The 24,761-nt window shown below is 43.7% G+C and carries 21 protein-coding genes; 12 read left to right on the top strand and 9 right to left on the bottom strand.

Going from position 1 to position 24,761, the window contains the following annotated elements:
- Positions 1-83: 83 nt before the first annotated feature.
- On the bottom strand, positions 84-968 hold the full coding sequence (locus tag L0991_04220) for a LysR family transcriptional regulator (GenBank protein XGB63277.1): 885 nt from the start codon (positions 966-968) through the stop codon (positions 84-86).
- A 207-nt stretch (positions 969-1,175) separates the two neighbouring features.
- On the opposite strand from L0991_04220, the gene L0991_04215 reads away from it, so the two are divergent.
- Positions 1,176-1,847, top strand: coding sequence for a type 1 glutamine amidotransferase domain-containing protein (locus L0991_04215; protein ID XGB63276.1), 672 nt, complete (start codon positions 1,176-1,178; stop codon positions 1,845-1,847).
- 138 nt (positions 1,848-1,985) lie between these two features.
- Here the strand turns inward: L0991_04215 and L0991_04210 are convergent, their stop codons facing one another.
- From L0991_04210 to L0991_04200, 3 genes are all read right to left on the bottom strand, one after another.
- Positions 1,986-3,221 (bottom strand): cysteine desulfurase-like protein, encoded by a 1,236-nt coding sequence (locus tag L0991_04210; GenBank protein ID XGB63275.1) that lies wholly within the window; start codon positions 3,219-3,221, stop codon positions 1,986-1,988.
- Positions 3,205-3,861 carry a 2OG-Fe dioxygenase family protein gene (locus tag L0991_04205; protein XGB63846.1) on the bottom strand — a complete coding sequence of 219 codons (657 nt, stop codon included), beginning with the start codon at positions 3,859-3,861 and terminating at the stop codon, positions 3,205-3,207. The genes L0991_04210 and L0991_04205 overlap by 17 nt, the downstream gene beginning before the upstream one ends.
- Positions 3,862-4,841: 980 nt before the next feature.
- Complete coding sequence (locus L0991_04200) at positions 4,842-5,798, bottom strand: WYL domain-containing protein (protein XGB63274.1); 957 nt, start codon at positions 5,796-5,798, stop codon at positions 4,842-4,844.
- A gap of 162 nt (positions 5,799-5,960) precedes the next feature.
- Here L0991_04200 and L0991_04195 point away from each other — a divergent pair, with 162 nt between their 5' ends.
- The 8 genes from L0991_04195 (at position 5,961) to L0991_04160 (ending at position 13,964) form a co-directional block, all read left to right on the top strand.
- Positions 5,961-6,131, top strand: a complete 171-nt coding sequence (locus L0991_04195; GenBank protein ID XGB63273.1) for a hypothetical protein — start codon at positions 5,961-5,963, stop codon at positions 6,129-6,131.
- A gap of 387 nt (positions 6,132-6,518) precedes the next feature.
- Complete coding sequence (locus tag L0991_04190; GenBank protein XGB63272.1) at positions 6,519-6,941, top strand: hypothetical protein; 423 nt, start codon at positions 6,519-6,521, stop codon at positions 6,939-6,941.
- Between the two features lie 129 nt (positions 6,942-7,070).
- Positions 7,071-7,484 (top strand): hypothetical protein, encoded by a 414-nt coding sequence (locus tag L0991_04185; protein ID XGB63271.1) that lies wholly within the window; start codon positions 7,071-7,073, stop codon positions 7,482-7,484.
- Positions 7,485-7,979: 495 nt separating this feature from the next.
- Positions 7,980-8,939 carry a thioredoxin-disulfide reductase gene (gene trxB / locus L0991_04180; protein XGB63270.1) on the top strand — a complete coding sequence of 320 codons (960 nt, stop codon included), beginning with the start codon at positions 7,980-7,982 and terminating at the stop codon, positions 8,937-8,939.
- A 161-nt stretch (positions 8,940-9,100) separates the two neighbouring features.
- Entirely contained in the window at positions 9,101-10,885 is a 1,785-nt protein-coding gene (gene cydD, locus L0991_04175) for a cysteine/glutathione ABC transporter permease/ATP-binding protein CydD (protein XGB63269.1), read from the top strand.
- The gene (gene cydC, locus L0991_04170; GenBank protein XGB63268.1) at positions 10,878-12,599 is read left to right on the top strand and encodes a cysteine/glutathione ABC transporter ATP-binding protein/permease CydC; all 1,722 of its coding nucleotides are present in this window, start codon (positions 10,878-10,880) and stop codon (positions 12,597-12,599) included. The genes cydD and cydC overlap by 8 nt, the downstream gene beginning before the upstream one ends.
- A 334-nt stretch (positions 12,600-12,933) precedes the next feature.
- On the top strand, positions 12,934-13,509 hold the full coding sequence (locus L0991_04165; GenBank protein ID XGB63267.1) for a nucleoside 2-deoxyribosyltransferase: 576 nt from the start codon (positions 12,934-12,936) through the stop codon (positions 13,507-13,509).
- An 86-nt stretch (positions 13,510-13,595) separates the two neighbouring features.
- A complete protein-coding gene (locus L0991_04160; GenBank protein XGB63266.1) occupies positions 13,596-13,964 on the top strand; it encodes a hypothetical protein in 369 nt (122 codons plus the stop codon).
- A gap of 203 nt (positions 13,965-14,167) precedes the next feature.
- Here the strand turns inward: L0991_04160 and L0991_04155 are convergent, their stop codons facing one another.
- Both L0991_04155 and L0991_04150 read right to left on the bottom strand, forming a co-directional pair.
- On the bottom strand, positions 14,168-15,025 hold the full coding sequence (locus tag L0991_04155; GenBank protein XGB63265.1) for an EAL domain-containing protein: 858 nt from the start codon (positions 15,023-15,025) through the stop codon (positions 14,168-14,170).
- 9 nt (positions 15,026-15,034) lie between these two features.
- Positions 15,035-15,325, bottom strand: coding sequence for a hypothetical protein (locus L0991_04150; GenBank protein ID XGB63264.1), 291 nt, complete (start codon positions 15,323-15,325; stop codon positions 15,035-15,037).
- A gap of 260 nt (positions 15,326-15,585) precedes the next feature.
- Between L0991_04150 and L0991_04145 the strand changes: the two genes are divergently transcribed.
- The 3 genes from L0991_04145 (at position 15,586) to L0991_04135 (ending at position 18,903) form a co-directional block, all read left to right on the top strand.
- Positions 15,586-16,491 (top strand): winged helix-turn-helix domain-containing protein, encoded by a 906-nt coding sequence (locus L0991_04145; protein XGB63263.1) that lies wholly within the window; start codon positions 15,586-15,588, stop codon positions 16,489-16,491.
- Between the two features lie 153 nt (positions 16,492-16,644).
- Complete coding sequence (locus L0991_04140; protein XGB63262.1) at positions 16,645-17,262, top strand: peroxiredoxin; 618 nt, start codon at positions 16,645-16,647, stop codon at positions 17,260-17,262.
- 228 nt (positions 17,263-17,490) lie between these two features.
- Positions 17,491-18,903 carry a hypothetical protein gene (locus tag L0991_04135; protein ID XGB63261.1) on the top strand — a complete coding sequence of 471 codons (1,413 nt, stop codon included), beginning with the start codon at positions 17,491-17,493 and terminating at the stop codon, positions 18,901-18,903.
- 85 nt (positions 18,904-18,988) lie between these two features.
- Here the strand turns inward: L0991_04135 and L0991_04130 are convergent, their stop codons facing one another.
- From L0991_04130 to L0991_04120, 3 genes are all read right to left on the bottom strand, one after another.
- Positions 18,989-20,872 (bottom strand): methyl-accepting chemotaxis protein, encoded by a 1,884-nt coding sequence (locus tag L0991_04130; protein ID XGB63260.1) that lies wholly within the window; start codon positions 20,870-20,872, stop codon positions 18,989-18,991.
- 321 nt (positions 20,873-21,193) lie between these two features.
- The gene (locus tag L0991_04125) at positions 21,194-22,765 is read right to left on the bottom strand and encodes a BCCT family transporter (GenBank protein XGB63259.1); all 1,572 of its coding nucleotides are present in this window, start codon (positions 22,763-22,765) and stop codon (positions 21,194-21,196) included.
- A gap of 256 nt (positions 22,766-23,021) precedes the next feature.
- Positions 23,022-24,620 (bottom strand): BCCT family transporter, encoded by a 1,599-nt coding sequence (locus L0991_04120; protein XGB63258.1) that lies wholly within the window; start codon positions 24,618-24,620, stop codon positions 23,022-23,024.
- Between the last annotated feature and the right edge of the window lie 141 nt (positions 24,621-24,761).

The raw sequence follows: 24,761 nt of genomic DNA, 5'->3' as shown, positions 1-24,761 counted from the left end.
AAGTTTTCTATCTTTTGCCTTCCTTAGTTTCTATCTGCCCTAGCTTCTGGCTTCTGGCTTCTGGCTTCTTAGCTTAGACTGCACTACTCATCCCAATCAGAAAAATAAGAGACCAAGAAATCTATCGCTAGCCGTGCTCTCTGAGGCAGAAAGCGTCGGTTCTGATAAACAATCCAACTGCTTGTACCCGAGCCCCAATACTCTTCTAGCACAGGAACCAGCTTGCCATTAGTTAGCCCGCCATTAAAACTGCTTCTAGGAAGGTACACAACGCCGAGCCCCTCTTCACAAGCTTTCAGTACCGCGCTTGAATTATTACTTCTCCAACGACCATGCACTCTTACCGCATTCAATGGCTTTCCATTTTGCTCAAACAGCCATTGGTCACTATTGGCAATAATGCAGCTGTGTTGTTTTAACTGTTCTGGATGAGTGGGGGCGCCATATTGATCGATATACGCTTTACTCGCCGCCGCAGCCATTGGGCGATCAACCAACTTTCTTGCCACCAGCCCTGAGTCATCTAACCGACCGTAACGAATCGCGAAGTCGATACCGTCTTCAATAAAGTTCACCATCTTGGTGTTGAAGTTCATTTCAATGGTTAGATCTGGATGAGATTTTGCAAATTCCATCAGTGCTGCCGCAACATGATTCTCGGCAAATGCGCCCGCGGCACTAACACGCAATGTACCGCTCAGCTGAGTCTGTTGAGACGTCACTTGCTCATTCGCTTGTTGTAGCCCAATCACTAAGTCTTTGCACTGTTGATAGTAAGTATGTCCAGACTCAGTCAGGCTTACCATGCGCGTTGAACGGGCAAGCAAAGCCACCCCAACTCGCTCTTCTAACCTTGAAACTTGTCGACTCACATGGCTGGTACTGCGACCTAACTGCTTAGCGGCCGCAGAAAAACCGTGGCATTCGGCAACCGCAACGAATTCGTTAATCCCTTCAAAGCTATCCATACTTAACCTACTCGCGTTTTATCTTTGCTATATAGCAACAATGTTTTGCCTTTTAAGAATATTATCACCTAAATGATTTGGAACTAGTATTAGATGTAACAAGACGGCGATAGCTAAGTAACAGTGCACAGGTTAACACCAAGCACGAGTGCTTAGAGAAAAGCGCCAACATCTAACGAGAAGAACAGCAGCTCAAAGGGACGAATCATGAAAAAAATACTAATTCCAGTGACTAACCACGCGACACTTGGCGAGACAGATCAAGCGAACGGCACTTATGCTCCAGAACTTACCCACGCTCTGAAAGAGATCTTGGCTGCTGGGTTCGAATACGACATCGCTTCTATCAATGGTGGCAAAGCACCGCTGTACGGAACTGATATTGAAGGAGATACGGTTAATGCTGAGATCTTGGCGAATGATGACTTCCAAAACCGCATTAACAACACGATTCCAGTAAGCCAAATCAATGCAGACAGCTATGATGCGATCTTCTACCCAGGTGGTTTTGGCCTGCTTTCAGACCTAGCGTCTAATGAGCAATTCGCTAGCATCGCTGCCAAGCATTATGAAGATGGTGGCGTTGTCGCGGCAGTATGTCATGGCCCAGCAGCCCTGCTACCTATCGTATTGAGCAATGGCGAAACACTTCTGAGCTCTAAATCAGTGACTGGCTTTACACGTGAAGAAGAGATCGACTTTGGCACCATCAACGACATTCCATTCCTACTGGAAGAGTCGCTAGCTCATGGGGCAGCACGTTTCAACAAGGTTCAACCTTGGCAAGAGCTTGTGATTGTTGATGAGCGAGTAATTACTGGTCAAAACCCGACAAGCGCACACGCTGTAGGTGTCGCAATTGTTGAGCACCTTTCTTAATCGAGTAATAGCTTGATGGATCTATAGCTTGACTGACTCAACTACACGAGTCCCCTAAATAAGGCTAAAAAAAAGAGCATACTTCAGACTCAATATTCTTGAGAGAAGTATGCTCTTTTCTAATTCTGTAACCCGCTTTTAGTTATTTCTAACAATGCCCTCGAGCACGTTGAACAGTAAGTCTATTTCTTCAATCGAGTTGTAATGCATGCAACCAATACGCACTACGCCCTGCTCTTCAATACCCAGCTGTTTCACTAAACCTAATGCGTAGAAGTGTCCGTTCCACACACAAATATTATGCTCGCCCAGCTTCTTAGCGATGAACTCTGGTGAGTGATTATCAAAGGTGATGGCGAATGTTGGCGTTCTTAGGTTCGAATCAAACTCCGTCTTACCGTAGAGTTTAACCCCTTCTAGATCGCCCAAGCGTTTCAGGAAGTACTCGCTCAATTGGCTTTCATGCTTGTTATACAACGCGTAGCTTTGCTCTAGGCGAGAACGTAATGAGTCGGTTGGCTCACCAAACTGTGCCAAGTAATCCACCGCAGCAATCACACCCGCTAGGCCTTCAAAACTCTGCGTTCCTGTTTCAAAACGACCAGGGCCGATGTTAGTGGCAGGCTCAACCTTGTATGGCTGTAACGTATGTAGCCATTGAGGCGCCACGTAAGCAATACCAACGTGAGGGCCAAAAAATTTGTAAGCCGAACACGCTAAGAAGTCACAGTTCAACTGCTGAACATCAATCAAGTGGTGTGGTGCATAGTGAACGGCATCAACATACACCTGAGCGCCGTGTTGGTGTGCAAGCTCGATAACTTTCGCGACATCAACAATTGAGCCCGTGGTATTTGACGCAAAGGTCACGGCAACCAGTTTGGTTTTCTCGTTCAGTAATGACTCAAAGTGTGCCATGTCTAGGCTGCAATCTGACTCGTCGACACGAACTTGGCGAACAATCGCGCCTTTGTCGTCTGCCGCTTGCTGCCAGCTCGATACATTCGAGTAGTGGTCTAGCGCAGTAACAATCACCTCGTCGCCTGCTTGCCAATCGCGGCTGATCGCTCGGCTAAGCTGAAATGTCAGCGAGGTCATGTTGGCACCAAACACAACATTGCCTGAAGATTCGGCATTCAGTAAGGCTTGCACCGACTCTCGCGCTTGCTGCATCAAGCCTGTGGTCTTCTGGCTCGAAAAGTAGTGGCCGCCTAAATTAGAGTTAAAGTGGCCAAGGTATTCTGTCATCGACGCAAGCACATTCTCAGGAACCTGAGAACCACCCGGGCCATCAAAAAAGGTAACTGGCTTACCGTCGTGGTATTGGCCTAGCGCACTGAACTGCTGGCGTACATCATTAAGAGTGAAGGACATTGCGCGCATCCTTAGCCGTTAGAACAAACACATCCATGTAACCCATCTCATCGTGGTCTATGGTGCGAATTGGTTGTGCGTTGTGCCATAGCTTACTATCTGCAAGCATTGCGACTTCGCCATCTTCAAGCACTTTTCTAAAGAACGGTGCTTCATGAGAATCTTGGTACAGCATGATTTCGCCGCCAACAATGTTATGACGGTTCACGCCAATTAACGCGATGTGGTCGAAGCCATCTTGGTGGACACCTTCTGGCGCAACCTGTGTCTCTTCATAAATGGCAGCGATACGAATTTGGTGGATTTCTATTTCTTGTCCGTCTTCAAGCCCGTTAGTTTCAATAAACAGTTCACACATCTCTTGCATGCCTTCACTGCTCAAAATCGGAGCTTCGATTGGCTCGAATTGACGAACAACATCACCTTGAAAGTGATTGATGTCTTCAGACTGAACGAAGTTATGTTTGTCTAGCTCAACGACTTGTCCATTACTGAATTCAACCACAGAGTACCTTCTCAATCGGTACTGTCCGTCTGCGTGCTCTGTGCTAGGTAGCTTAGAGAAAGAAGGTGACAGCTCCTTAACCGCGTGGTTACTGAGATGGGTAATATGTAGGGTGTTTTCGTGAGCGTGTAACATCATCGACTCCTTAATGATTGTTAATTTACTTTCAATATTTAACGTTTTGTTTACATAAAGGATACTTGAAGATCTTGCCAAATCAACAATAAACAATCATTTATCCCGCCAGAAATAAAAATTCAGATAGTAAAACCAACTTTAAAATCAAAAGCAGTGCATAACACCAGAATAAAAGATGACCAGCTCTTAAAACTAGCACACATCACTAGCCAGTTATAAACACCTTTAAAATCAATTTTAGCGATATTATTAACTAGCGCGCTGTGTTTGTTATTTTGTCAGCGCTTACCGACTAATACGCCAGCTGCGGCATCTAGCCTCATCCCCCTATTTCGACATACTTTATTTGTATGTTTTTGCACATCGAAATACGACCTACCTATCAGTGGCCAAGCTATTGATTATTTACACAACAAACTGGAATTGGTTAATTTATGAGTACGCCAGAATCCACACGCCTTTGCTTGCGCGTCTGGAACAGGTCGAGTTCGGGGGGAACTCGGCCGCCCCAAATGGCTCATCTCTTTTAAGGGAGTAAGTTGATTGTTCTTTTAGTCTCGAAGATGGTTGAAGTGGAATGTTGCGGGAGGGGTTTGAAGCAAGAGTATAAAGCGTTGGAAACCACTAAGGAAATGGATGTAAGTTACAGGTAAAAAACGTAATCAGAAACGCTAAGTATTCATGAGTAACACGTTTATAATCCGAAGTGAGTTGGAGTTTCAATTACCGCAACGCTTCCCTCAAGGTCAATTATTCATTGTAGCTGTATAAAAGTAACAGCAGTGTAAAGAGCACTACGGAGGAGATAGCAGTGCTGCTACATTTTCTAGGCCTTGCCCTAAAAGACGGGATGAGGATACCTTTAGACGCATAAAAACACGAAAAACGTGTTTTTATGCTGTTACGTTTAGTGGGCAGTTCAAGGCCTTGCAATTAACTATTGTCTTAATGACGTGGCCGTGTCGTGGTGTCAGGTCCTAACTTAGAGTAGAAAAACATTTATGCTGTTCGAGAAGCTTGTTAACCATACTTAGATTATTAATTCTAAACCTGTAATACTTTTTATCAGCTATTGGACAATTTTTATTATCAATATCTTGCTGAGGTCTCGTATCTATATGCCATTTGTTTTTCAATATCCAAAAATAAGCGGGTTTTTTTAGAATAAACAGTTCATCGCTTCCATTTTCGATTCCAAAGTCTTTGCGTATAGCATCTCTTTCCTTACTTTCTTGTCTATCCTCATGAATTACTAGCGAAAGTGGTATTTCTACGCTCCAATCTGGGTCATTAGCTAAAGTTTCGTGAGACTTCTGTTTTAGTTCTTCAGTGTCTCTATGTTCTTCAACTTCTAGCATTCGCGAAAAATGGAAAAATTTAAATTTATTTCTTAAGTCATTTTGTTCAGAGCGATCGTAAGCTCTAAACATCCAATGCTCACCGTCATGTAATATATTCAGAGGCACAATCGTTCTGCTTGAATGATTGGTGCTGTTTTTTGAGTAGTACTTACATTGTATTGCATAGCCGCTACTGATTGCTCTAGTAATGCGCTCTACATGATTAATGTTCATCTGATGAGGGAGCGTGTTTATTTTTTCGTAGGGCAAGATCGCTTTATCAGTATCAGCAACTTTATTCTTGTTAAATCCGTGTGCCAGCATCCCCATTGCCATCTCTGCGTTCCACTCGATGAGCGGCTCATAGCCTTTTTCTATTGTATTGACTCTGAGTGAGCGGTTGTAAGACATGTTGTTTGGTCGCTTTTTAGCATATTCGGCCAAGATTTTTGAGGCGGCAGCATCAGAAAGGTTAAACAGTTCAGTTATATCGACGCGTTTAATTGAACCAGTAAAACGTAGCATGAAGTCGATGAAAATAAGTCTATCTGCGTTGTTTTTATCTAAATTTTTCAATTCATTATATGTGTACATTTTGCAGTCATCATGTTGTTTGTTTTATGTGTTTAATTATACACAATGTTCGCTATAAATACATATAAACACTTGCGCACTTATAATTATTATAAGTGCACTTGCTATTCTAGTTGCAAAGTAGTATGATGCCTATGTTGTCAAATAAGAGGAGTAATAGCAGTGGCTACTAACGGTAAAGCAGGCGATAACCGCCGTCATGGGATGGTTCGCGAACGTTCACAAACTCAAACACCTTCGGGGCATTGGGTGAAGCGTGATGCGAATACAGGACGTTTTATGAGTGTTAAGCAAGATGGCACGCCATTTCGCGGCGTCCGAAAAGAAAAGTAAAAAGGCACTTTCAGTAAAATACTAAAAGTGCCTTTTTACAGTGAGGTGAATTATAAGCACCGTTGGCGCGGTAAGCTTATAAGGCCCAACACTAAGAGGTTTCAAGCCCTGTAAGAAAGGCCGATTGCTCTGATTTGTTCCGCAATCATACCTTTCTAACGTGTTCACCTCAATCATTGAATTCCCTCTTTCATCTTTTTTGGGAGGAATCTCTGATGAGTATTCGTCAAAAAGTAGTGCAAGTATGTGCTTATATGCGTCGTCGTAATGGGCGTCTTGAGTATGTCTGTCAGCATCTACGTTCTTTGCCTGGCGCATAGAAGAAACAATTACCGGGAGTCTTTAATGGGCTCCCTCTTGAAAAGCACAGTTAGAAAGGAAAGAACGATGTGCAGAAAAGATCTATTGAGAGATATCTCAAACACCTTTGCTAGTTTTGGTTTTACTGAGAGTAACAGTGGAACCGCTATGACCTACCAATCTAATGTTAGGTATCCGAGTATTTTTGCAGGTAAGAATGACTATGCTCATTTTATCGTGCATATGCCTAATAGTACTATTCAAGTAGTTGCTAAGTTCCAAGAGTCATCAGGTACAGCAATGGAAAAGCTTGGTTACACGGCATTTGATGCTGAGAGAACCAAGCATGACGCATATTTGGTTGTCTGTGGAGGTCAAGAGTTACTGCGAGATCGCCGTGCTCTCGATTTCTTAAATGAAAAACGCCATATAGCTCCTAAACTACAAGCATTAACAGTTAATGGTTTGGGGGATTACTTAGTCAATGAACTTAGTTCAGTTGCGGCTTAGGGCGTTTGAAAACCGTTGATTATCTAACCGAACGCCCGAAATCAAATGAGTTCGAAGCGTCCGTTTTGAACACTTGAAAACACGAAGCGGTTTTGAAAGCCGTCAGAAATTTAATTTTAAAGAGGAAATATGGATACCGTTAACAAGATTATGTTGGTACTCAATAATTGGTCATTTATGGTAATTTTAGTTGTCGCTGTTATTGCTTTAATACTCAAAAATCAGCGATGCGGAACTGGTGAATGGGCGTTGTTTGGGGCATTTTTAGTGGTGATCGCAGTTACTACATACTCCATAATACCGAACAACAAAGTATCGGTTTTTGACTACCCTAATGTGCTCATCACTTCTGTGTTTTTTCTAGCACTAGGCGCACGTTTTATTGGAGAATGGCTTACTGAGGATGCCAAAGAAAACACTAAAAAGGCCCGAGAAGAAAGGGAAAAAAAGAAACTTCGTCAAGAAGAGAAAGAAAAAAAGCGCGAGCAGCGAGAGTTGAATGAAATCGTGTTGGAAGCCCAAAATGACACAAACACCAAATAGCTTGGTAATGTAATGAAAAAGCCTGCAAAAGTGCAGGCTTTGTGTTTTATAAAAGCAACCAGATACTAGTTTAAATTAACAGTGACATTACTACACCTTTATGTGGTCACTGTCATTTCTCCGCCAACCGCAAAATTGCCCCTCAAGAAACAGTAAACTCTTAGTCATCATCCAAATCCGAACATCCACAGCCAGCAGTTCTACAGCGCCCCTGCAAACCAACTTATCAGCATCATTCGTACACTCATCAAATGTCTTATCGTCTAACTTGATTACCAGTTCACTCCTTTAGGTTCACCGTATAGTAAGTTTGATTACTGGCATGATATCTCATCTAGTCGACCGAACGCAGCCACGAAAACGTTTGTCTCGAATAAGTTCTAAACTATAACGATTAATTACACTTCAGCCCTTGTTTACACTTTTATTGCCTCCATATTTTCCATACAATCCTAAGCGATTATAAATTAAAACAAATTCAATTTCGGAGTCCTCATGAGCGACGTAAAGCACTGTAATTTATTGATTCTTGGTTCTGGCCCTGCTGGCTATACAGCTGCAGTTTACGCTGCTCGTGCAAACCTAAACCCAGTTCTTGTTACAGGTATGCAGCAAGGTGGTCAGCTTACAACCACAACAGAAGTGGAAAACTGGCCGGGTGATGCTGAAGGTTTAACAGGCCCAGCACTGATGGATCGCATGAAAGAGCACGCAGAGCGCTTTGAAACAGAGATTCTGTTCGACCACATTAACGAAGTCGACCTATCAAACCGCCCTTTCCGTCTTAAAGGCGATTCTGGCGAGTACACTTGTGATGCGTTGATCATCTCAACAGGTGCATCAGCTAAGTACCTAGGTTTAGAGTCTGAAGAAGCATTCAAAGGCCGCGGCGTTTCTGCTTGTGCAACGTGTGATGGTTTCTTCTACCGCAACCAAAAAGTAGCGGTTGTTGGTGGTGGTAACACGGCAGTTGAAGAAGCACTTTACCTATCTAATATCGCGTCTGAAATTCACCTGATTCACCGTCGTGACACGTTCCGCGCTGAAAAGATTCTTGTTAAGCGTTTAATGGACAAAGTAGAGAACGGCAACATTGTTCTTCACACTGACCGCACGCTAGACGAAGTTCTTGGCGACGATATGGGCGTAACAGGCGTTCGCATTAAAGATACTCAGTCTGACAAGACAGAAGATATCGACGTAATGGGCGCGTTCATCGCTATCGGTCACCAGCCGAACACTGAAATCTTCAAAGGCCAAGTAGATATGAAAGATGACTACATCATTGTTCAGTCTGGTCTGGAAGGTAACGCTACACAAACAAGCATCCCTGGCGTATTTGCTGCAGGTGATGTTATGGACCACAACTACCGCCAAGCGATCACTTCTGCTGGTACAGGTTGTATGGCTGCTCTGGATGCTGAACGCTTCCTAGATGGCCTTAACGATAAGTAAATCTGAGATTGCAGATTTGATTATCGACGCTCTCGCCTTAGTAGATGCAGGGCGTCATCACATTTTGTTGTAAATCCCTAAAGCCCAGTGGTATATCCACTGGGCTTTCTTTTGTATACTAGCCGCCCTCAACGAATAATAATTATCATTAAGCCTTCATAATGGATAAGAAAAAACAACGCAGCTTGAATAAGTGGCTTAAGCAACAAAGTAAGTTAGCAAAACGCTGGCTTATGATTGCGATTAGCCTTGGCGTACTTTCAAGTGTGTTTTTAATTGCTCAAGCAGCGCTTCTCGCCTCTATTCTTCACCAGTTGATCATCGAGAATGTCGATAAATCTGAACTGGTTGGTCATTTTGCTGGCTTGGCACTCTCGGTCGTTGGCCGTGCGGGCTGTACATGGGGTCGTGAAATCGCAGGTTATCGCTGTGGTGAACAGATCCGTGTCTACATTAGGCAGCTCATTCTAGACAAGCTTCGAGAACTTGGCCCTGCTTACATCAAAGGTAAGCCTGCCGGTACGTGGGCAACGCTGTTGCTAGAACAAGTTGAAGACATGCAAGACTTCTTCTCACGCTACTTGCCACAGATGTCTTTGTCGGTACTGATTCCATTCATTATTTTGGTTGTAGTATTCCCAGTAAACTGGGCTGCCGGCCTTATCTTCTTACTGACTGCGCCACTGGTACCGATGTTCATGGCATTAGTGGGGATGAAAGCCGCAGACGCAAACCGTAAGAACTTTAAAGCGCTTCAGCGTCTTTCTGGTCACTTTTACGACCGTTTGCAATCAATGACAACCATTCGTCTTTTCGACCGCACTAGCTCTGAAACAGAAGTATTGAAAGGTGCATCTGAAGTGTTCAGAACGCGCACTATGGATGTATTGAAAATCGCTTTCTTGTCGTCTGCAGTGCTTGAGTTCTTCACGTCTATCTCGATTGCGATGACAGCAGTTTACTTTGGTTTCACTTACATCGGCGAGCTTAACTTCGGCCACTACGGTGTTGGTATTACGCTATTCGCGGGTCTGTTTATCCTTATCTTGGCGCCAGAGTTTTACCAACCTCTGCGTGACTTAGGTACTTTCTACCACGCGAAGCAACAAGCGGTGGGCGCAGCCGAGAGTATTGTTGAGTTCCTAGAAACCGACATCACTAAGGTTAAATCAGGTGACACTCAACTAGACCCAGCTCAAGGCATCAATATTGAAGCTCAAGATCTGAAAGTGCTGAGCCCTGAAGGTGTTCAACTGGTTGGCCCTATCTCGTTCGCCCTGAATACTCGACAATCGACGGCATTAGTTGGCCCAAGTGGCGCGGGTAAGACAAGTTTGATTAATGCCATTCTTGGTTTCATGCCTTATGAAGGAAGCTTGAAAATCAATGGTATTGAACTGCGTGATTTAGACTTGGCATCTTGGCGTAAGACCATAAGCTGGGTTGGTCAAAACCCACTGTTGCTTCACGGCAGCATCCGTGACAACGTCACTCTAGGTAAGCAAGATATTACAGACCAAACGGTTCAAAACGCACTAGACCAATCTTTTGCTAGTGAGTTTGTTAATGAGCATGGCTTGGACTACATGATTTCTGATCGTTCTGGCGGCCTGTCTGTTGGTCAATCTCAACGTTTGGCGTTGGCTCGTGCGATGATTCAAGACGGTCAATTCTGGTTGCTTGATGAACCTACTGCTAGCCTAGATACTCGTAGTGAGCAGCTAGTAATGAAAGGCATCAACAGCAACATTGAAAGTCGCACTGCCCTGCTTGTGACGCACCAACTGGCTCCTCTTCAATCGGTCGATAACATTATGGTTATGCGCGATGGTGGCCTTGTTGAACAGGGTCATTACGCACAGCTTTCGACTGCGGGTGGTTTATTCGAAGAGATGCTAAACGCGAACTTAGCTCAACAAGACAATAAGGGTAATTTAGATGCGTGATTTACTGCCTTACCTGAAACTCTATAAAAAGCATTGGTTTGGCCTATCGCTAGGCATGCTACTGGCTTTTGCTACTCTGTCAGCTTCTATTGGCTTGTTAACGCTATCGGGTTGGTTCATTTCAGCTTCTGCGGTTGCTGGCCTGACGATTGCACGTGAAACCTTCAACTACATGCTACCGGGCGGTGGTGTTCGTGGTTTAGCAATGAGCCGTACTGCGGGTCGTTGGGGTGAACGTGTTGTAAGCCACAATGCGACATTCAAACTACTGACTGATTTACGTATCTTCTTCTTCAAGAAGCTGGCTCCGCTGATCCCAGGTCGTATTTCAAACCTTCGTGACGCTGACCTACTGAACCGCTTGGTTGCTGATGTCGACGCCATGGACCACGTTTACTTGCGCTTAGTAAGCCCTGTGACGGTTGGTGTGTTTGGTATCTTCTTCCTGACTCTGTTCTTGATGTGGTTCGATACCTCGCTAGGCCTGATCTTAGGTTCTATCCTGCTTATCATGCTGTTGATTTGGCCAGTCTTGTTCTACAAGCTGGGTAAGCGTAACGGTGGTGAGCTTACGCAGAACAAAGCGGATCTTCGTGTTACCACTCTGGATTGGATTGAAGGCTACAGCGAACTGACTCTGTTTGGTGCAGAAGAGCGTTACCGCAACGCGATTCTAGAAACTCAACAGAAGCTAATGGCGAACCAGTTTGTGAACGCTAACCTAACCGGTATGGCTTCAGCAGCGCTGATGCTGTTCAACGGTTTGACACTGGTTCTGATGCTTTGGCTAGCGGCTGACGGCGTGGGTGGTAATGCACCTGATCCGTTTATTGCGCTAATGGCGTTCGCAACCATGGCAAGTTTTGAACTGTTAATGCCAATCGCAGGCGCGTTCCAGCATTTAGGTCAGACTCTGTCTTCTGCACGTCGCTTGAATGAAGTGATTCTGTCCGAGCCTGAAGTTCAATTCGCGGAAGAAAAACTCGACATCAACAAGCCGCTTGATATTACGTTCTCAAACGTGACGTTCAACTACCCTGACTCTGAGCGCAGTGTTCTGAACGCTGTCGACCTAACGATTCCGGCAACGAACAAAGTGGCGATTGTGGGTCAAACGGGTTCTGGTAAATCGACACTGATTCAGCTTCTAACTCGCTACTGGGATCCTAAGAAGGGTTATATCTCTATCGCGGGCATTGAACTAACACAATGGAACGAGTCACAACTGCGTGAATCGATCAGTGTGGTCAGCCAGCGTGTCGACATCTTAAATGGCAGCCTACGCGACAACTTGTTGATTGCGAAACCAGATGCCAACGATGAGCACCTAGCTAACATTCTTAAAGACGTTGGCCTAGAAAAGCTGCTGGAGAACGATGGTCTTGATAGCTGGTTAGGTGACGGTGGTCGTCAACTGTCTGGTGGTGAGAAGCGCCGTGTTGGTATTGCACGTGCCATCCTTCATGATGCCCCTATCCTGCTGCTTGATGAGCCAACAGAAGGCCTAGATAAGCAAACAGAGCAAAGCATCATGGCACTGTTTGAGAAGCACTTTGAAGGCAAGACGGTTATCTTCATTACGCACCGTTTGATCGGTCTGGAAGCGATGGATTCTATCGTTCTGATTGAACAAGGTGAGATTGTAGAGCATGGTTCTCACGAGACATTGTTGAACGAACAAGGACGCTATTTCCAACTTCGTCAGGCAATCTAGTCGCCTCATCGATGACAAAGAAACATCCAAAGCCCGAGTTCATACTCGGGCTTTTTTATTACCTATCGATTTTTCTGTATCTCAAGAGGCCCCCCTCCCATTCTACTCACCGTCACGTTCTCGCCTTAAACGAACAAGAAATAGCCTCAAAGTAATATTCAAATCATGAGCTTAAGCAAAACAGCTTTAATGAATCACTTTTTAAACCATAAAGCTAAAAACACACCAAAACCACACATTAGCAAACCGTGTACTTTCGGTTATTACTTAAACAATCCAATAGATAAAAATATCAGCACTAACACAAGCACTGTTGCTAATCAGGAGTTAAACGTTGAAACGTATTTATCTAGCAGGACCAGAAGTATTTCTAAGTGACGCTGTCTCAATCGGTGATCAAAAGAAGAAGATTTGTGAAGCTTATGGCTTCGAGGGTATTTTCCCACTCGACAATATTCTAGAGTTGAATGAACCTAGTCCTCAGCAAAATGGCTTAAAGATTGGCCGCGCTAACGAAGAGCTTATTGAGAGCTGTGATATCGTCATCGCCAACATGACCCCTTTCAGAGGCGCGAGCTGCGATGTGGGTACAGCCTATGAGATGGGCTTTGGTAAAGCGCTAGGTAAAACGGTACTTGCCTACAGCAACAACTCCGATCTTTTCCTAAAAAGAAACCTAGACCAACTGCCAAATGCTAAGCAAGTCGATGAGCAAACCTATGTGGATGGCATTGGTATGACGCTAGAAAACTTTGGCTTAATTGATAACCTAATGCTAGATAACGCAGTATCAGGCCCGATAGAATTAGAGAATGTTGGCGTGTTTTATGATCAAACAGACGTGTATCGTAACCTACGTGCATTCATCCGTTGTCTAGAACAGCTAAAGAACGACGCTAAGGCTGCGTAAATCGCTATCTAAACTGAATGACATTGATTCTCCCAGCATCCTCAACAATGCTAGGAGAATTTTTTGTAAATATAGAGAGGAAAACTATGAGCGAGATTTGCATGATGTCTCTTACAAAAGACGAAGTAGCGGAACGTAAAGACTATGATGCGATCAAAGCGTCATTTGATGATTTATGGTCTTCGATTAACTCAAACGAAAACGCCAACGTTAGTATTTGTACCAGTGAAGGGACTTGTCTTTTTGTAGATCGAGAACAACAGCTCTACAACATTAAGCTTGGTGTTGATCAGAAGGAAGGATATGTATCGTGTAGAGTGAACCAAGTTGAAACTGAAGAGGTTGAGAGGTTTCTCCATGCCTATTGCACCTACAGCAAAAGCCAATTGATTCAGTTAATCCAAGAAAGCAATTCAGAAACAAAATCAAAAAGAAATTCAGAAAACGAACTGTAATCATCGATTAGAATACTGATAGCCCTCCCCCAGCGTCTAAACCGTTCAATCCAGAGTTATTCAAATACAACTCACTCATATCGATATCACTAGCCAAAAAGCTAACCTCCCACACGAGAGGTTAGTGAACCGAAGAGTAGTAGTTCAGATAAGGGAAATCGACAGATTGGTTATTTTGAGCGCGGTTTCAGTCACTCGGTGATTTAAGCGCTTTTACTCGTTATTCTGGTTTTCTTATTGAGGTAGGTGTTTAGCCTGAATTTTTCATCTGGCGTGACAACACCTTGGTCTAGCATGTTTACGGGATAAGATTTAGGGAAATCTATGTGGTAACCCTGATAATAATCAGCCCCATACTGAGCCGCAGCACGTAAGTTATCTACGTTCTCAATCCCCTCAAAAATCACCTTGATACCTTGTATCGTCGTAATGGTGTTCAGTTCTTCCAAAAGGTTGTCATCTTGAGAGCCGCTCATAGCAAATTCAATCAACATATCACGGCTCACTTTGAGGTAGTCAGGCTTCACGACTGCCATGCGGCTATAACCCGCCCAGCCAGAGCCAAAGTCATCCAGTGCGAACGAAATACCTATGTTTCTGAGGTATTCAGTACCTCGATGTAAGCTCTCTATGTCAGCTAAAGGGCAATAGTCCTCAACAATTCCCACGACGATTTGACTCAAGTCTACCTGCTCCTCCTTGATTAGCGGGAGGTATAAGCTGTTTAAGTCGTTCCCGTATGAAAAGTACTTAAAAAAGCATGGGGTAACATTGAGAAACAGCTTCAGATCACGACCATAGATGCTCGAGTTCCGAAAATTTCTCAAGTGCATAATGTTCAAGAAAAACTTAAATCTAAACTCAGACTTCTCACCGAAGTCCTCAAGAATTTTATAGAAGCGTTTAACGTTTACCTTCGCACCTTGCATCTCTACTCGGCATATCGCCTCATAGCCAAACACATTTTGGTCAGCGTCACTAATCGACTGAAAGACACTATGCACTTTAAATCCAAGAACCGACGTCTCGTATCGACGGTGTTCAGAGTTCCACTCAAGCATCAGTTAGTCTCACTTGGATTGTGCTGGATTGCATAGCGGGCTAATAGAATCCATTAATATCGCTTCAGCTTCTTCCAGTTCCATTTTTTGGGCAAAGGCTAGCTCTTCTGATATCAAATCCTTGATGTGGTCTACTAAGACTTGGCGATCGTCTTCTGAGATTTTCTTGCTCTGAAGGTGACATAAGCGAACCAATAAGCTGATGACATCTAAGCCTTTGGATTCAACACAAGCTACCTGTTTATATTCTTCAATGCTGCCTAAAACACGTGTAACACTTTCTTTTGATACGACTTTCATCTTCACTCCCAAAAACAAACAACGTTATTAATAATCCCTATATCTGTTGATGTTCTATCCGTGAATTATGCGTCTATCGTACTTGCGCCCAACCTAAACCACATCATTCAAAACTCACTAAAAACACACCAAATATAAATTCCACACATTTTTCAAACGAACTTGATTTTTGATAGCCAAAGCGATGAAAAAAAATAGAATCGACGACAAGTTGGTCTAGGCGTAATAACAATAAAAATAATTAATTTGAGAGAAGTAGAATGATTAATGATAATTCACTTGTAATTAATGATGAGTTACATATAAACCTGAGCGATCGTTCGATAATGAATATCGAAAATAAAACCTTAATCAAATTAAGGCCAAAACCATTCCGTGTTTTACTCTATTTGCATAACCACAATGGTCGATGTGTGAGTAAAGATGAGCTTTTTAGTGAATGTTGGAATGGTGCCATTGTCTCTGATCAATCTCTAACCAATACGATCAGTACGTTAAGAAAGTCGCTCAAAACGATTGGTATTAAAAATACAAAGCTCACCACTGTAAGTAAAGCTGGCTATTTACTTGAGAAAATATCCAATGAAGAGCCATCAGAACCCCATCTACCTGATGAAAGCAATTCACCGACTGAAACCAGTCTAACTTCCGAAATCCAGGAAGATGACACAATAGCCGCTGCTGCAATAGATGGAGCAACGAGCGAAGTCTCAGTAGCTATCGAAGTGACCGATAACCAAGAGTTGCCGAATAAACCCCACGAAACTTTGGTTTATCTTAAAAAGCTATTCATGTTAATGCTGGCCATTACTTCCTTGTCACTAATTAGAGGTTGCTATAACACAAATAATATCAACAAAAATATGACTCAGCGTTTGGTGTCCACTGAAAATATCTCATATAACCTTGTTGATCATACGGGGATGTTAGACCTTGAAAATATGGAGGGAATAATCCGAGTAAGCTCATATAAGGATTGTAGAGCTAGACATATTGACATAACAGTAACTAAAAATAGCGAAGGTGTTTTTGAGACCGACTTTTCGATAGTTTATAAGAATAAAGCCCATAACTACTTGCATTCATACAAAATAAAAAATGACAGCTCTGAAGTTAGGATATTACAAATATCCAAGATACTCAGCTTATGTAAACTCTCATTTTAAATAGGGTCTTATTCTCTTAGTCGTTGATATTTTATAATAAAATCGAACGGTGTGATTTTCATTATCTGTTGGTTTGAACAAACCGCATCTTATTTCGCTAGAGTTCGCTGCGCTTGAAACTGAGCTTAACTAATATAATTCAAGAGACTCAACATGAAAAAAACGCTAATCACGCTAGCGGCACTGATTCTAACCACAACGGCTGGTGCTGCGGACTACTTAACAACCAGTGAAACGGCTCCAACAGGGAAAGACAATACGCTGACTTTATACTACGAGACAACGTTCAACCTTGTCGGTAATAGCTTGGCTGTTGGTGATTACCTGCCTTCAGTGACATTGATGACAAACAAAAACCAGCCGTACGATACCACAGCAAAAACAGACAAAGTGCGTATCTTTAGTGTACTGGCTTCGATTGACACACCAGTATGTAACCAACAAGCTCAGGATCTGTCTAACTTTGTAAAAGCAAACCCTGAACTGACAGATAACATTGAATTCATCGGCCTAAGTGCAGACACGACTTTCGCACTGGATCGATTCAAGAATGAGAAAGGTATTACAGACAACCTAACTTTGCTTTCAGATGCCAAAGACCACGTTTTTGGTTTTGAATCCGGCACACAAATCAACGAACTTGGTTTACTTGCTCGTAGCACATTCGTTGTCGATAAAGACAACAAAATCGTTCATATTCAGCGAGTTCCAGAGCTGACTATGATTCCAGATTTGGACAAAGCTGTTGAAGTAGCGAAAAAATACTTCTAATCCAGACTTCAGTAGTGGGCCATTATGCCGCCCACTACTCTCCCACCCGATTTCCCCGCCCTAGCTTATCTCGCCAAGTCAACCAATCGCTTGAACCAATTGCCTATACAAATCTTTAATGCGTCATTTGTAAGTAATATCAATACATAACTTACAAAAGCTTACTAAGAGAAAATACCATTTCTTGTAACATGCGAGCTTTATTGCTTGCAGATAATTTGGTTCTCTATGATAAATAAACTCATTATTCCTACTCTTGTTGTTACAACAATGCTTACTGCGTGTGGCGGCGGAAGCGGTGGCGGTAACAATAACAGTGCTTCAAAAAATGTCATTGACGCATCTAGCGCCAACTCAGTGGTTAGCTTGGGCAACAATTTCTCGCTGCAATTCAGCGTAAAGTCGATTAAAAATGGCGCAGACAAAAACGTGAACGTTGATATTACTCAGTACGGTAATAATCTAAAATCGAGCGGCAGTTTTGCTCAAGTTCATGGTATCCCAGAGCGCAACTATAAGACTCAAAATGACGCAGACATTACGTTTAAAGTGACGGCAACAAACTCGTCTGGTAAAACGTATGATGTTGAAAAATTTAACATTTACTACGAGAACTTCAACTCAACTACAACACCAGAAAAACTTGCTGTTGCTAAAGTCGAAAACAACATCAAGAACATCGTTCTCTGGAAAAAAGCCGACACCGTAACCATCAACAAGCAATTCATCATCGATAGCACTGGCGACAAGTTTAATATCGACCAAATGAGACCGATGAACCTTTACGTGCGCGTGGGTAACACCCTAAGTAACGCTATCCAATTTGTTCCAAGCTTTGCTCAAAGTGCTTCAGAGACGTTCGCTCGTGTTCCAACAGGTGATTGTTCTGTTATTTTAGACACAACAGGCGACTTGCTTAACAATGGCATCAAGCAACGCAGTTGTGTAGAAGCTCATGGTTACAAGATCCCTTTACTGATCGAAGACAAAACACAGAATGACGGCACGGCTAAAGTTGCGCACGTTAAGAAGATCATGCAGTACTACCTTGATAACTTCCCAGCTGAAGTGACCAAGGCTATCTACGACAGCAAAGCTGCGATGGCGTTCTTTTACGATGATGATTGGTCTAAGAGAGATGCGGGCGATTACTTAGATGAAAACTACCGCTTCCAAGATCTATTCGCGACTGAAACGACAGATACTACAGCAGGCGAAAACAAGCCGGGGTTAGTGACAAAAAGAGACGCTGCGTTTGAAGAGATCATTCACTTTGTACACGACTACGGTGTGATGAATTTGGCGGTACAATCACCTTCATCAAAGTGGGGTGTGATGCAAAAAGAACTCGATGAGCTGAATGAAAAAGCGATTCTTGCGGGCTCTTACTTTCCAAATGGAAAAGACTCGACAATCGTTGAAGCTGACCTAGACGCTGAGTCATACGATCAAGAATACCTAGCTTACTCTCTGTATGCTTACTACGACGTAAACTACAAAGGCTACAGCGCTCAAGAGCTAAGTTCCGCGACATTCACAGAGCTTCAAAAGAACGACCCTGCGATGGTGAAGTTTATGGAGAAGTACTTCCCTACTCGCGCCAATCTAAAAGCGAAGTTCCCAGGTTACCCGAACAACTAGTTCTCGATGCCTAAGCCTCCAAATAAGAGGCACAAAAAAGCCGAATGTGATTATCACATTCGGCTTTAAATTTACGCTTTAGTGCTTACAGCTTGAAGCGACTGATTTCGCTCTCTAGCTCGTGAGACAGTTCAGACAGCTGAGCTGCTTGCTCTGCCGCTTGGTGTGCTTCGTCTGCTAGCTCGTTAGATACGTCACGGATTCCCTCTGTGTTACGAGTAATCTCAGACGTTACAGACGCTTGCTCTTCTGCCGCAGAAGCAATCTGTGTTGCCATATCGCTGATACGTTCAACAGCAGCATGAATTTGCGTTAGGCTTGCAGCCGCTGAGTTTGCGTCATCAACACTCGTTTCAGCCAAAGTACGGCTGTCATTCATGATGCTAACCGCTTTGCCTGTTGTACCTTGTAGCAATTCGATAGTCTGTTGAATCTCTTGTGTTGAACCGTGTGTACGTTGGCTCAGAACACGAACTTCATCAGCAACAACCGCGAAGCCACGACCTTGCTCACCTGCACGTGCCGCTTCAATCGCTGCGTTAAGTGCAAGTAGGTTTGTCTGTTCAGCGATGCCTTGAATGTTAGACAAGATAGCGTTGATGCTATTACCGTGCTCTTCAAGCTCTAGGATCACATTAGTTGCAATCTGAACTTCTTGAGCAAGATTTTGGATTGAGCTTTGAGTCTGTGTTACTTGACCAGTACCGTGCTCACACGCACCAACCGCTTCAGATGAATTCTGTGCCGTATGGTCTGCGTTACCCGCGATCTCTTGTGTCGCCGCTGCCATTTCGTTGACAGCCGTTGCAACCATGTTGATCTCGTCTTGTTGCATCTGGATGCGAGCGCTACGCTCTTCCGCTTGTGATGCAGTTTGACGCGCTTGGTTACCCAATGCAGCAGACACTTCACTTAGCTTGATCACCATTGTGTGCATGTTGCCCACAAAACGGTTGAAGTTTTGTGCAAGCTGACCAATTTCGTCGTCGCTCTTAGGCTCAAGACGCTGAGTAAGGTCACCTTCACCTGAAGCGATTTCTTCAAGTGCCGCAGAAACTCGGTTTAGGTCGCGGAATAGGAAGCTCACCAACCAAGAAACCAGTACGATCACGATAAGCGTAATCACTACAGCAGTCATAATGAGCTGAGTAAGTAGTGTTGAGTGGTTTGCTTCTTCAGTCGCTCGGTCCATCTGAACCGCGAAGATCCAGTTAGTGTTCGGTACTTTCGTGAAGTAAAGCAGCTTCTCAGCGCCACGTTCTTTAATGATCTCGATGCTACCAGTACGCACTGCGTTCTCGATGATTGGCATAGAGATGTCATTAGAAAGCTGACTTACTGGCTTCAGGCTTAGTGCTGAATCTGGGTGCGCTAGGAATGTGCCGTCAGACGCATCGATTAGCATTGCGTAAGCATTGTCACCAACATCTAGGCTGATTACGTCGTTAACCAATTGGTCGATAAGTACGTCCGCACCTACTACGCCAACAAGCTGACCATTGTGACGAACGGGTTCTGCGATGGTTACTAGTAGTGCTTTAGTGATTGCATCTTGGTAAGCCGTAGTAATGATCTGCTTACCTGCTGCATTTGCTTCTTGGTACCAAGGGCGTTGACGTGGATCGTAATCTGCACGATTACGTTCAGGGTGTGAACGGTACATGCCACCTTCTGGTGTACCTAAAAAGATATCGTCAAAACCACCCGCTACGCGAGCTTGCTTTAGGAAAGGAACAACATCGCTTTCTCGTGAAAAGTCATTAAATGCTGATGCGATATCCGTGCGAATACCAATCCAGTTTTTAATACCTTCAGATGCTGCTTCTGATACGCTTTCAGCTCGTAGGTATACGCCATTACGAGTCTGTTCAAATAGTTGGTTTGCTGATAGCCAGGTCAACGCTGTTGCCATAACTATAACAGCAGATAGGCTAGCACCTATTAACTTCTGTTTTAGTGTTAGTTTCATGTCAAAGTTTCACGAGTGGTGGGAAATCCCGCGCATACTACCCAATATCAGTATTAAATTCGAGCGATTTCACAATTTAATATCGTAATATATTTTTATGTAAACCATAGTCTTAGCTTATGCCAATTAGTTGGCATATCGCCAAATTCAAGGCGCTATTAACGATATGGTTATTACAATTTTTGTCAGCTTCAGTACGGTAAAATAGGTATGAAGATTAGACAAAAAATAGATGTAAAAAAGGCAGGTGATTCTCTCACCTGCCTTTATTCATTGTTTACTTCAAACGCCTATTCATGCATCTGATTTTAGCAATAAGCGTTAGCGTTTTTCTGTACACATACCCATTAGCAAGCTCACACACATCAGCAACAGAATGATGGTGAATGGCAGTGCCGTCGAGATAGCACCAGCTTGTAGAGCTTGTACTGCTTCAGTACCGCCAACCCACAACAACGCCACTGCAATCGCACCTTCAAGGAACGCCCAGAAAACACGTTGAGGCACCGGCGTATCCACTTTACCACCAGCGGTGATGCTATCGATAACCAGAGAGCCTGAGTCAGACGATGTAATGAAGAACACTAGAACCAATACCACTGCAATGATTGACAGCAACGTACCAAACGGCAGTGCATCAAACATCTGGAACATCGCTAGCGATACGTCGGTTAAGCCTTCACGACCAAGTGTACCGATGTTATTTACGATTTGATCGATCGCCATACCACCAAATACTGACATCCAAATTACTGTCACAGTCGTTGGAACAATCAGAACTGCTGTGATGAACTCACGAACCGTACGACCTTTAGATACACGTGCGATGAACATACCTACGAATGGTGACCATGAAATCCACCAAGCCCAGTAGAATACCGTCCAACCGTGCAACCACGCTTGGTCTTCACGACCGTGAGGGTTACTCAGTGGAATGATGTTCTCGATGTACGCCATTAAGGTTGTTGGGATAGAGCCTAGTGTTACTGCATAACCGATTAGTGCCACTAAGATAAGCAGTAAGAAGGCTACCAGCATGTTGATGTTACTGATAACTTTTACACCGCCATCGATACCACGAAGTACCGATACGACCGCGAGTAAAGTCACCACTGTAATCACGATAACTTGTAAGCCCAAACCAGCTTCAAGGCCAAATACGTGTTGAATACCACTTGCTGCTTGCTGTGCACCTAGACCTAGCGACGTCGCCAGACCAAATAGAGTCGCCAGTACCGCCAGAATATCAACAACGTGACCAGCCCAGCCCCATGCTCTATCACCTAAAATTGGGTAGAAAATAGAACGAATCGAAAGCGGTAGTCCCTTGTTGTAAGAGAAGAATGCTAACGAAAGAGCAACCACGCCATAAATCGCCCAAGGGTGTAGACCCCAGTGATACATGGTTGCGCCTAGTGCTAATTTAGCTGCTTCTGGTGTGTTCGGTTCAACGCCAAGTGGTGTCTCAAACCAACCTGTGTAGTAAGCCGCTGGCTCAGCCACACTCCAGAACATCAAACCGATACCCATACCCGCTGCAAATAGCATGGATAGCCAAGACATGAATGAGTAGTCTGCCGTTGCATCAACGCCACCAAGGCGGATTTTACCAAACGGAGAAACGATCAAACCTAAGCAGAAGATTACAAAAATATTGCCTGACCAGATGAACAGCCAATCGAATGAATTGATGATTTGCCCTTTAACGCCATCCAGTGCTGCTTTCGCCGATGCGGTATCCGTAACCAAAACACCAATCAAAAACAGAGCAATCAAACCTGCACTAATGCCAAATACTGGGTTGTGGACATCGAAACCCCATTTTTGAACATTATCCTGACCAACAGTGTAATCGGTACTGTCGATACTGTATTTATCTATACCTTTAGTCATTATCCCTCTCTACGGAATACTACTAATATCCCTTACTTACCTGTGACCCAATCACAAACTCGACCCTACAATCCAAGTAGTACAAGCTGTTGTCACATTAATTCAAATACTTGGATGTCTGAAGTTTAGCAGGTTAACTTGTTGTTTTCAGTAAACCTGAATCGGTTCGTTTGGTTTTCATCCAATATTCACGTAAATACTCAAATTACTGATGAAAAAAAAGCCGAACATGTCGGCCTTTTGTTTAATATTACTTTTAGCTCAAAGCATTTTGATGTTTAACCAATTGATTTTCTGTTCGTAAACCTAGCAATAAGCTTAGGCACATAAGCAATAATATGAACGCAAATGGAAGCGCCATAGAAACCGTACCGGCTTGTAATGCTTGGATAGATTCTGTACCACCAACCCACAACAGAACCGCAGCAATCGCACCACCAATTACCGCCCAAAAAACACGTTGAGGAACCGGTGAATCTACTTTACCGCCAGAGGTAATGCTATCGATCACTAGAGAACCCGAGTCTGAAGAGGTGATAAAGAACACCATAATCAAGCCAATCGATACCACAGATAAAACAGAGCTCATTGGCAACGCATCGTATGTGTGGAACAGTGAAAGCGTAATATCTTGTAGGCCATTCATGCCTATCTCACCGACTTTATTCGCAACTTGGTCTATCGCGATGCCGCCAAAAATCGCCATCCAGATAATGATCACTGTTGTTGGAATAAACAGTACTGCGACGATAAATTCACGAATCGTACGGCCTTTAGAAATACGCGCGATAAACATGCCTACAAATGGTGACCAAGACATCCACCACGCCCAATAGAATACCGTCCAACCTTGCATCCAAGTTTCATCCTCACGACCATGTGGATTACTTAGAGGAATAAAGTTTTCGACGTAACCCATAAGCGCCGTTGGGATAGCTTTAATGCCTGCCATACCACCAGCAATCGTCACGAAAATCAGCAAGCCTAAAGCCACCAACATATTCACATTGCTTAGCACCTTTACGCCGCCGTTGATGCCACGCACAACCGACATCGTTGCCAGAAAAGTGACCACAGCAATCACAACTAGCTGCATGCCAATACCGCCATCAGTACCAAACACATGGTTAATGCCACTTGTCGCTTGCTGCGCGCCTAAGCCTAATGAAGTTGCTAAACCAAACAGCGTTGCGAGTACCGCCACGATATCAACAATATGACCGAACCAACCCCAAGTTCTGTCACCCAGAATCGGGTAAAAAATCGAGCGGATTGAAAGAGGTAAACCTTTATTGAAGGTAAAGAAAGCGAGTGCAAGAGCAACAACAGCGTAGATAGCCCAGCCGTGTAAGCCCCAGTTATAGATGGTTGCACCCAGTGCAAGCTTAGCTGCTTCAGGTGAGTATGCTTCGACACCAAGTGGCGTTTCATACCATCCAGTAAAGTAAGCGACTGGCTCTGCAACACCCCAGAACATCAAACCAATACCCATTCCTGCGGCGAATAACATCGACATCCAAGAAAGGTTAGAGTGCTCTGCTTTGGCATCATTGCCACCAATACGTATCTTGCCATACGGGGAGACAATGAGGGCAAAACAGAAAATAACAAAGATGTTGGCTGCCCACATAAAGAACCCATCGAAGTTGCCGATGACTTTCCATTTTATACCATCAAGTGCAGATTTCGCGGTCTCTGGCTCTGCCACCAAAAGTGCCAACAGGAAGATGATGATCGACCCTGCACTAATACCAAATACAGGATTATGTACATCAAAACCCCATTTCTGAACGTTATCTTGTCCTACGGTATAATCAGTATTCTCAATACTATATCTATCCTTAACAGACTCCATGTTTCCTCTCTAACTTTGCAGAGCTCGGTTTGCAACATTGCATTCGGCACTTAAATTTCGAAAGGAAGAATATCAGCCTGTCGCAAAAATACTAAAAAAACCTCCATAATGGAGGCCTTAATTACACATTTAGTAATTAAA

Origin of the sequence: Vibrio chagasii (assembly GCA_041879415.1) — a bacterium.
GTDB lineage: Bacteria > Pseudomonadota > Gammaproteobacteria > Enterobacterales > Vibrionaceae > Vibrio.
Note: the sequence above shows the minus strand (reverse complement) of the source record. Positions and strands in the feature narration are given on the sequence as shown.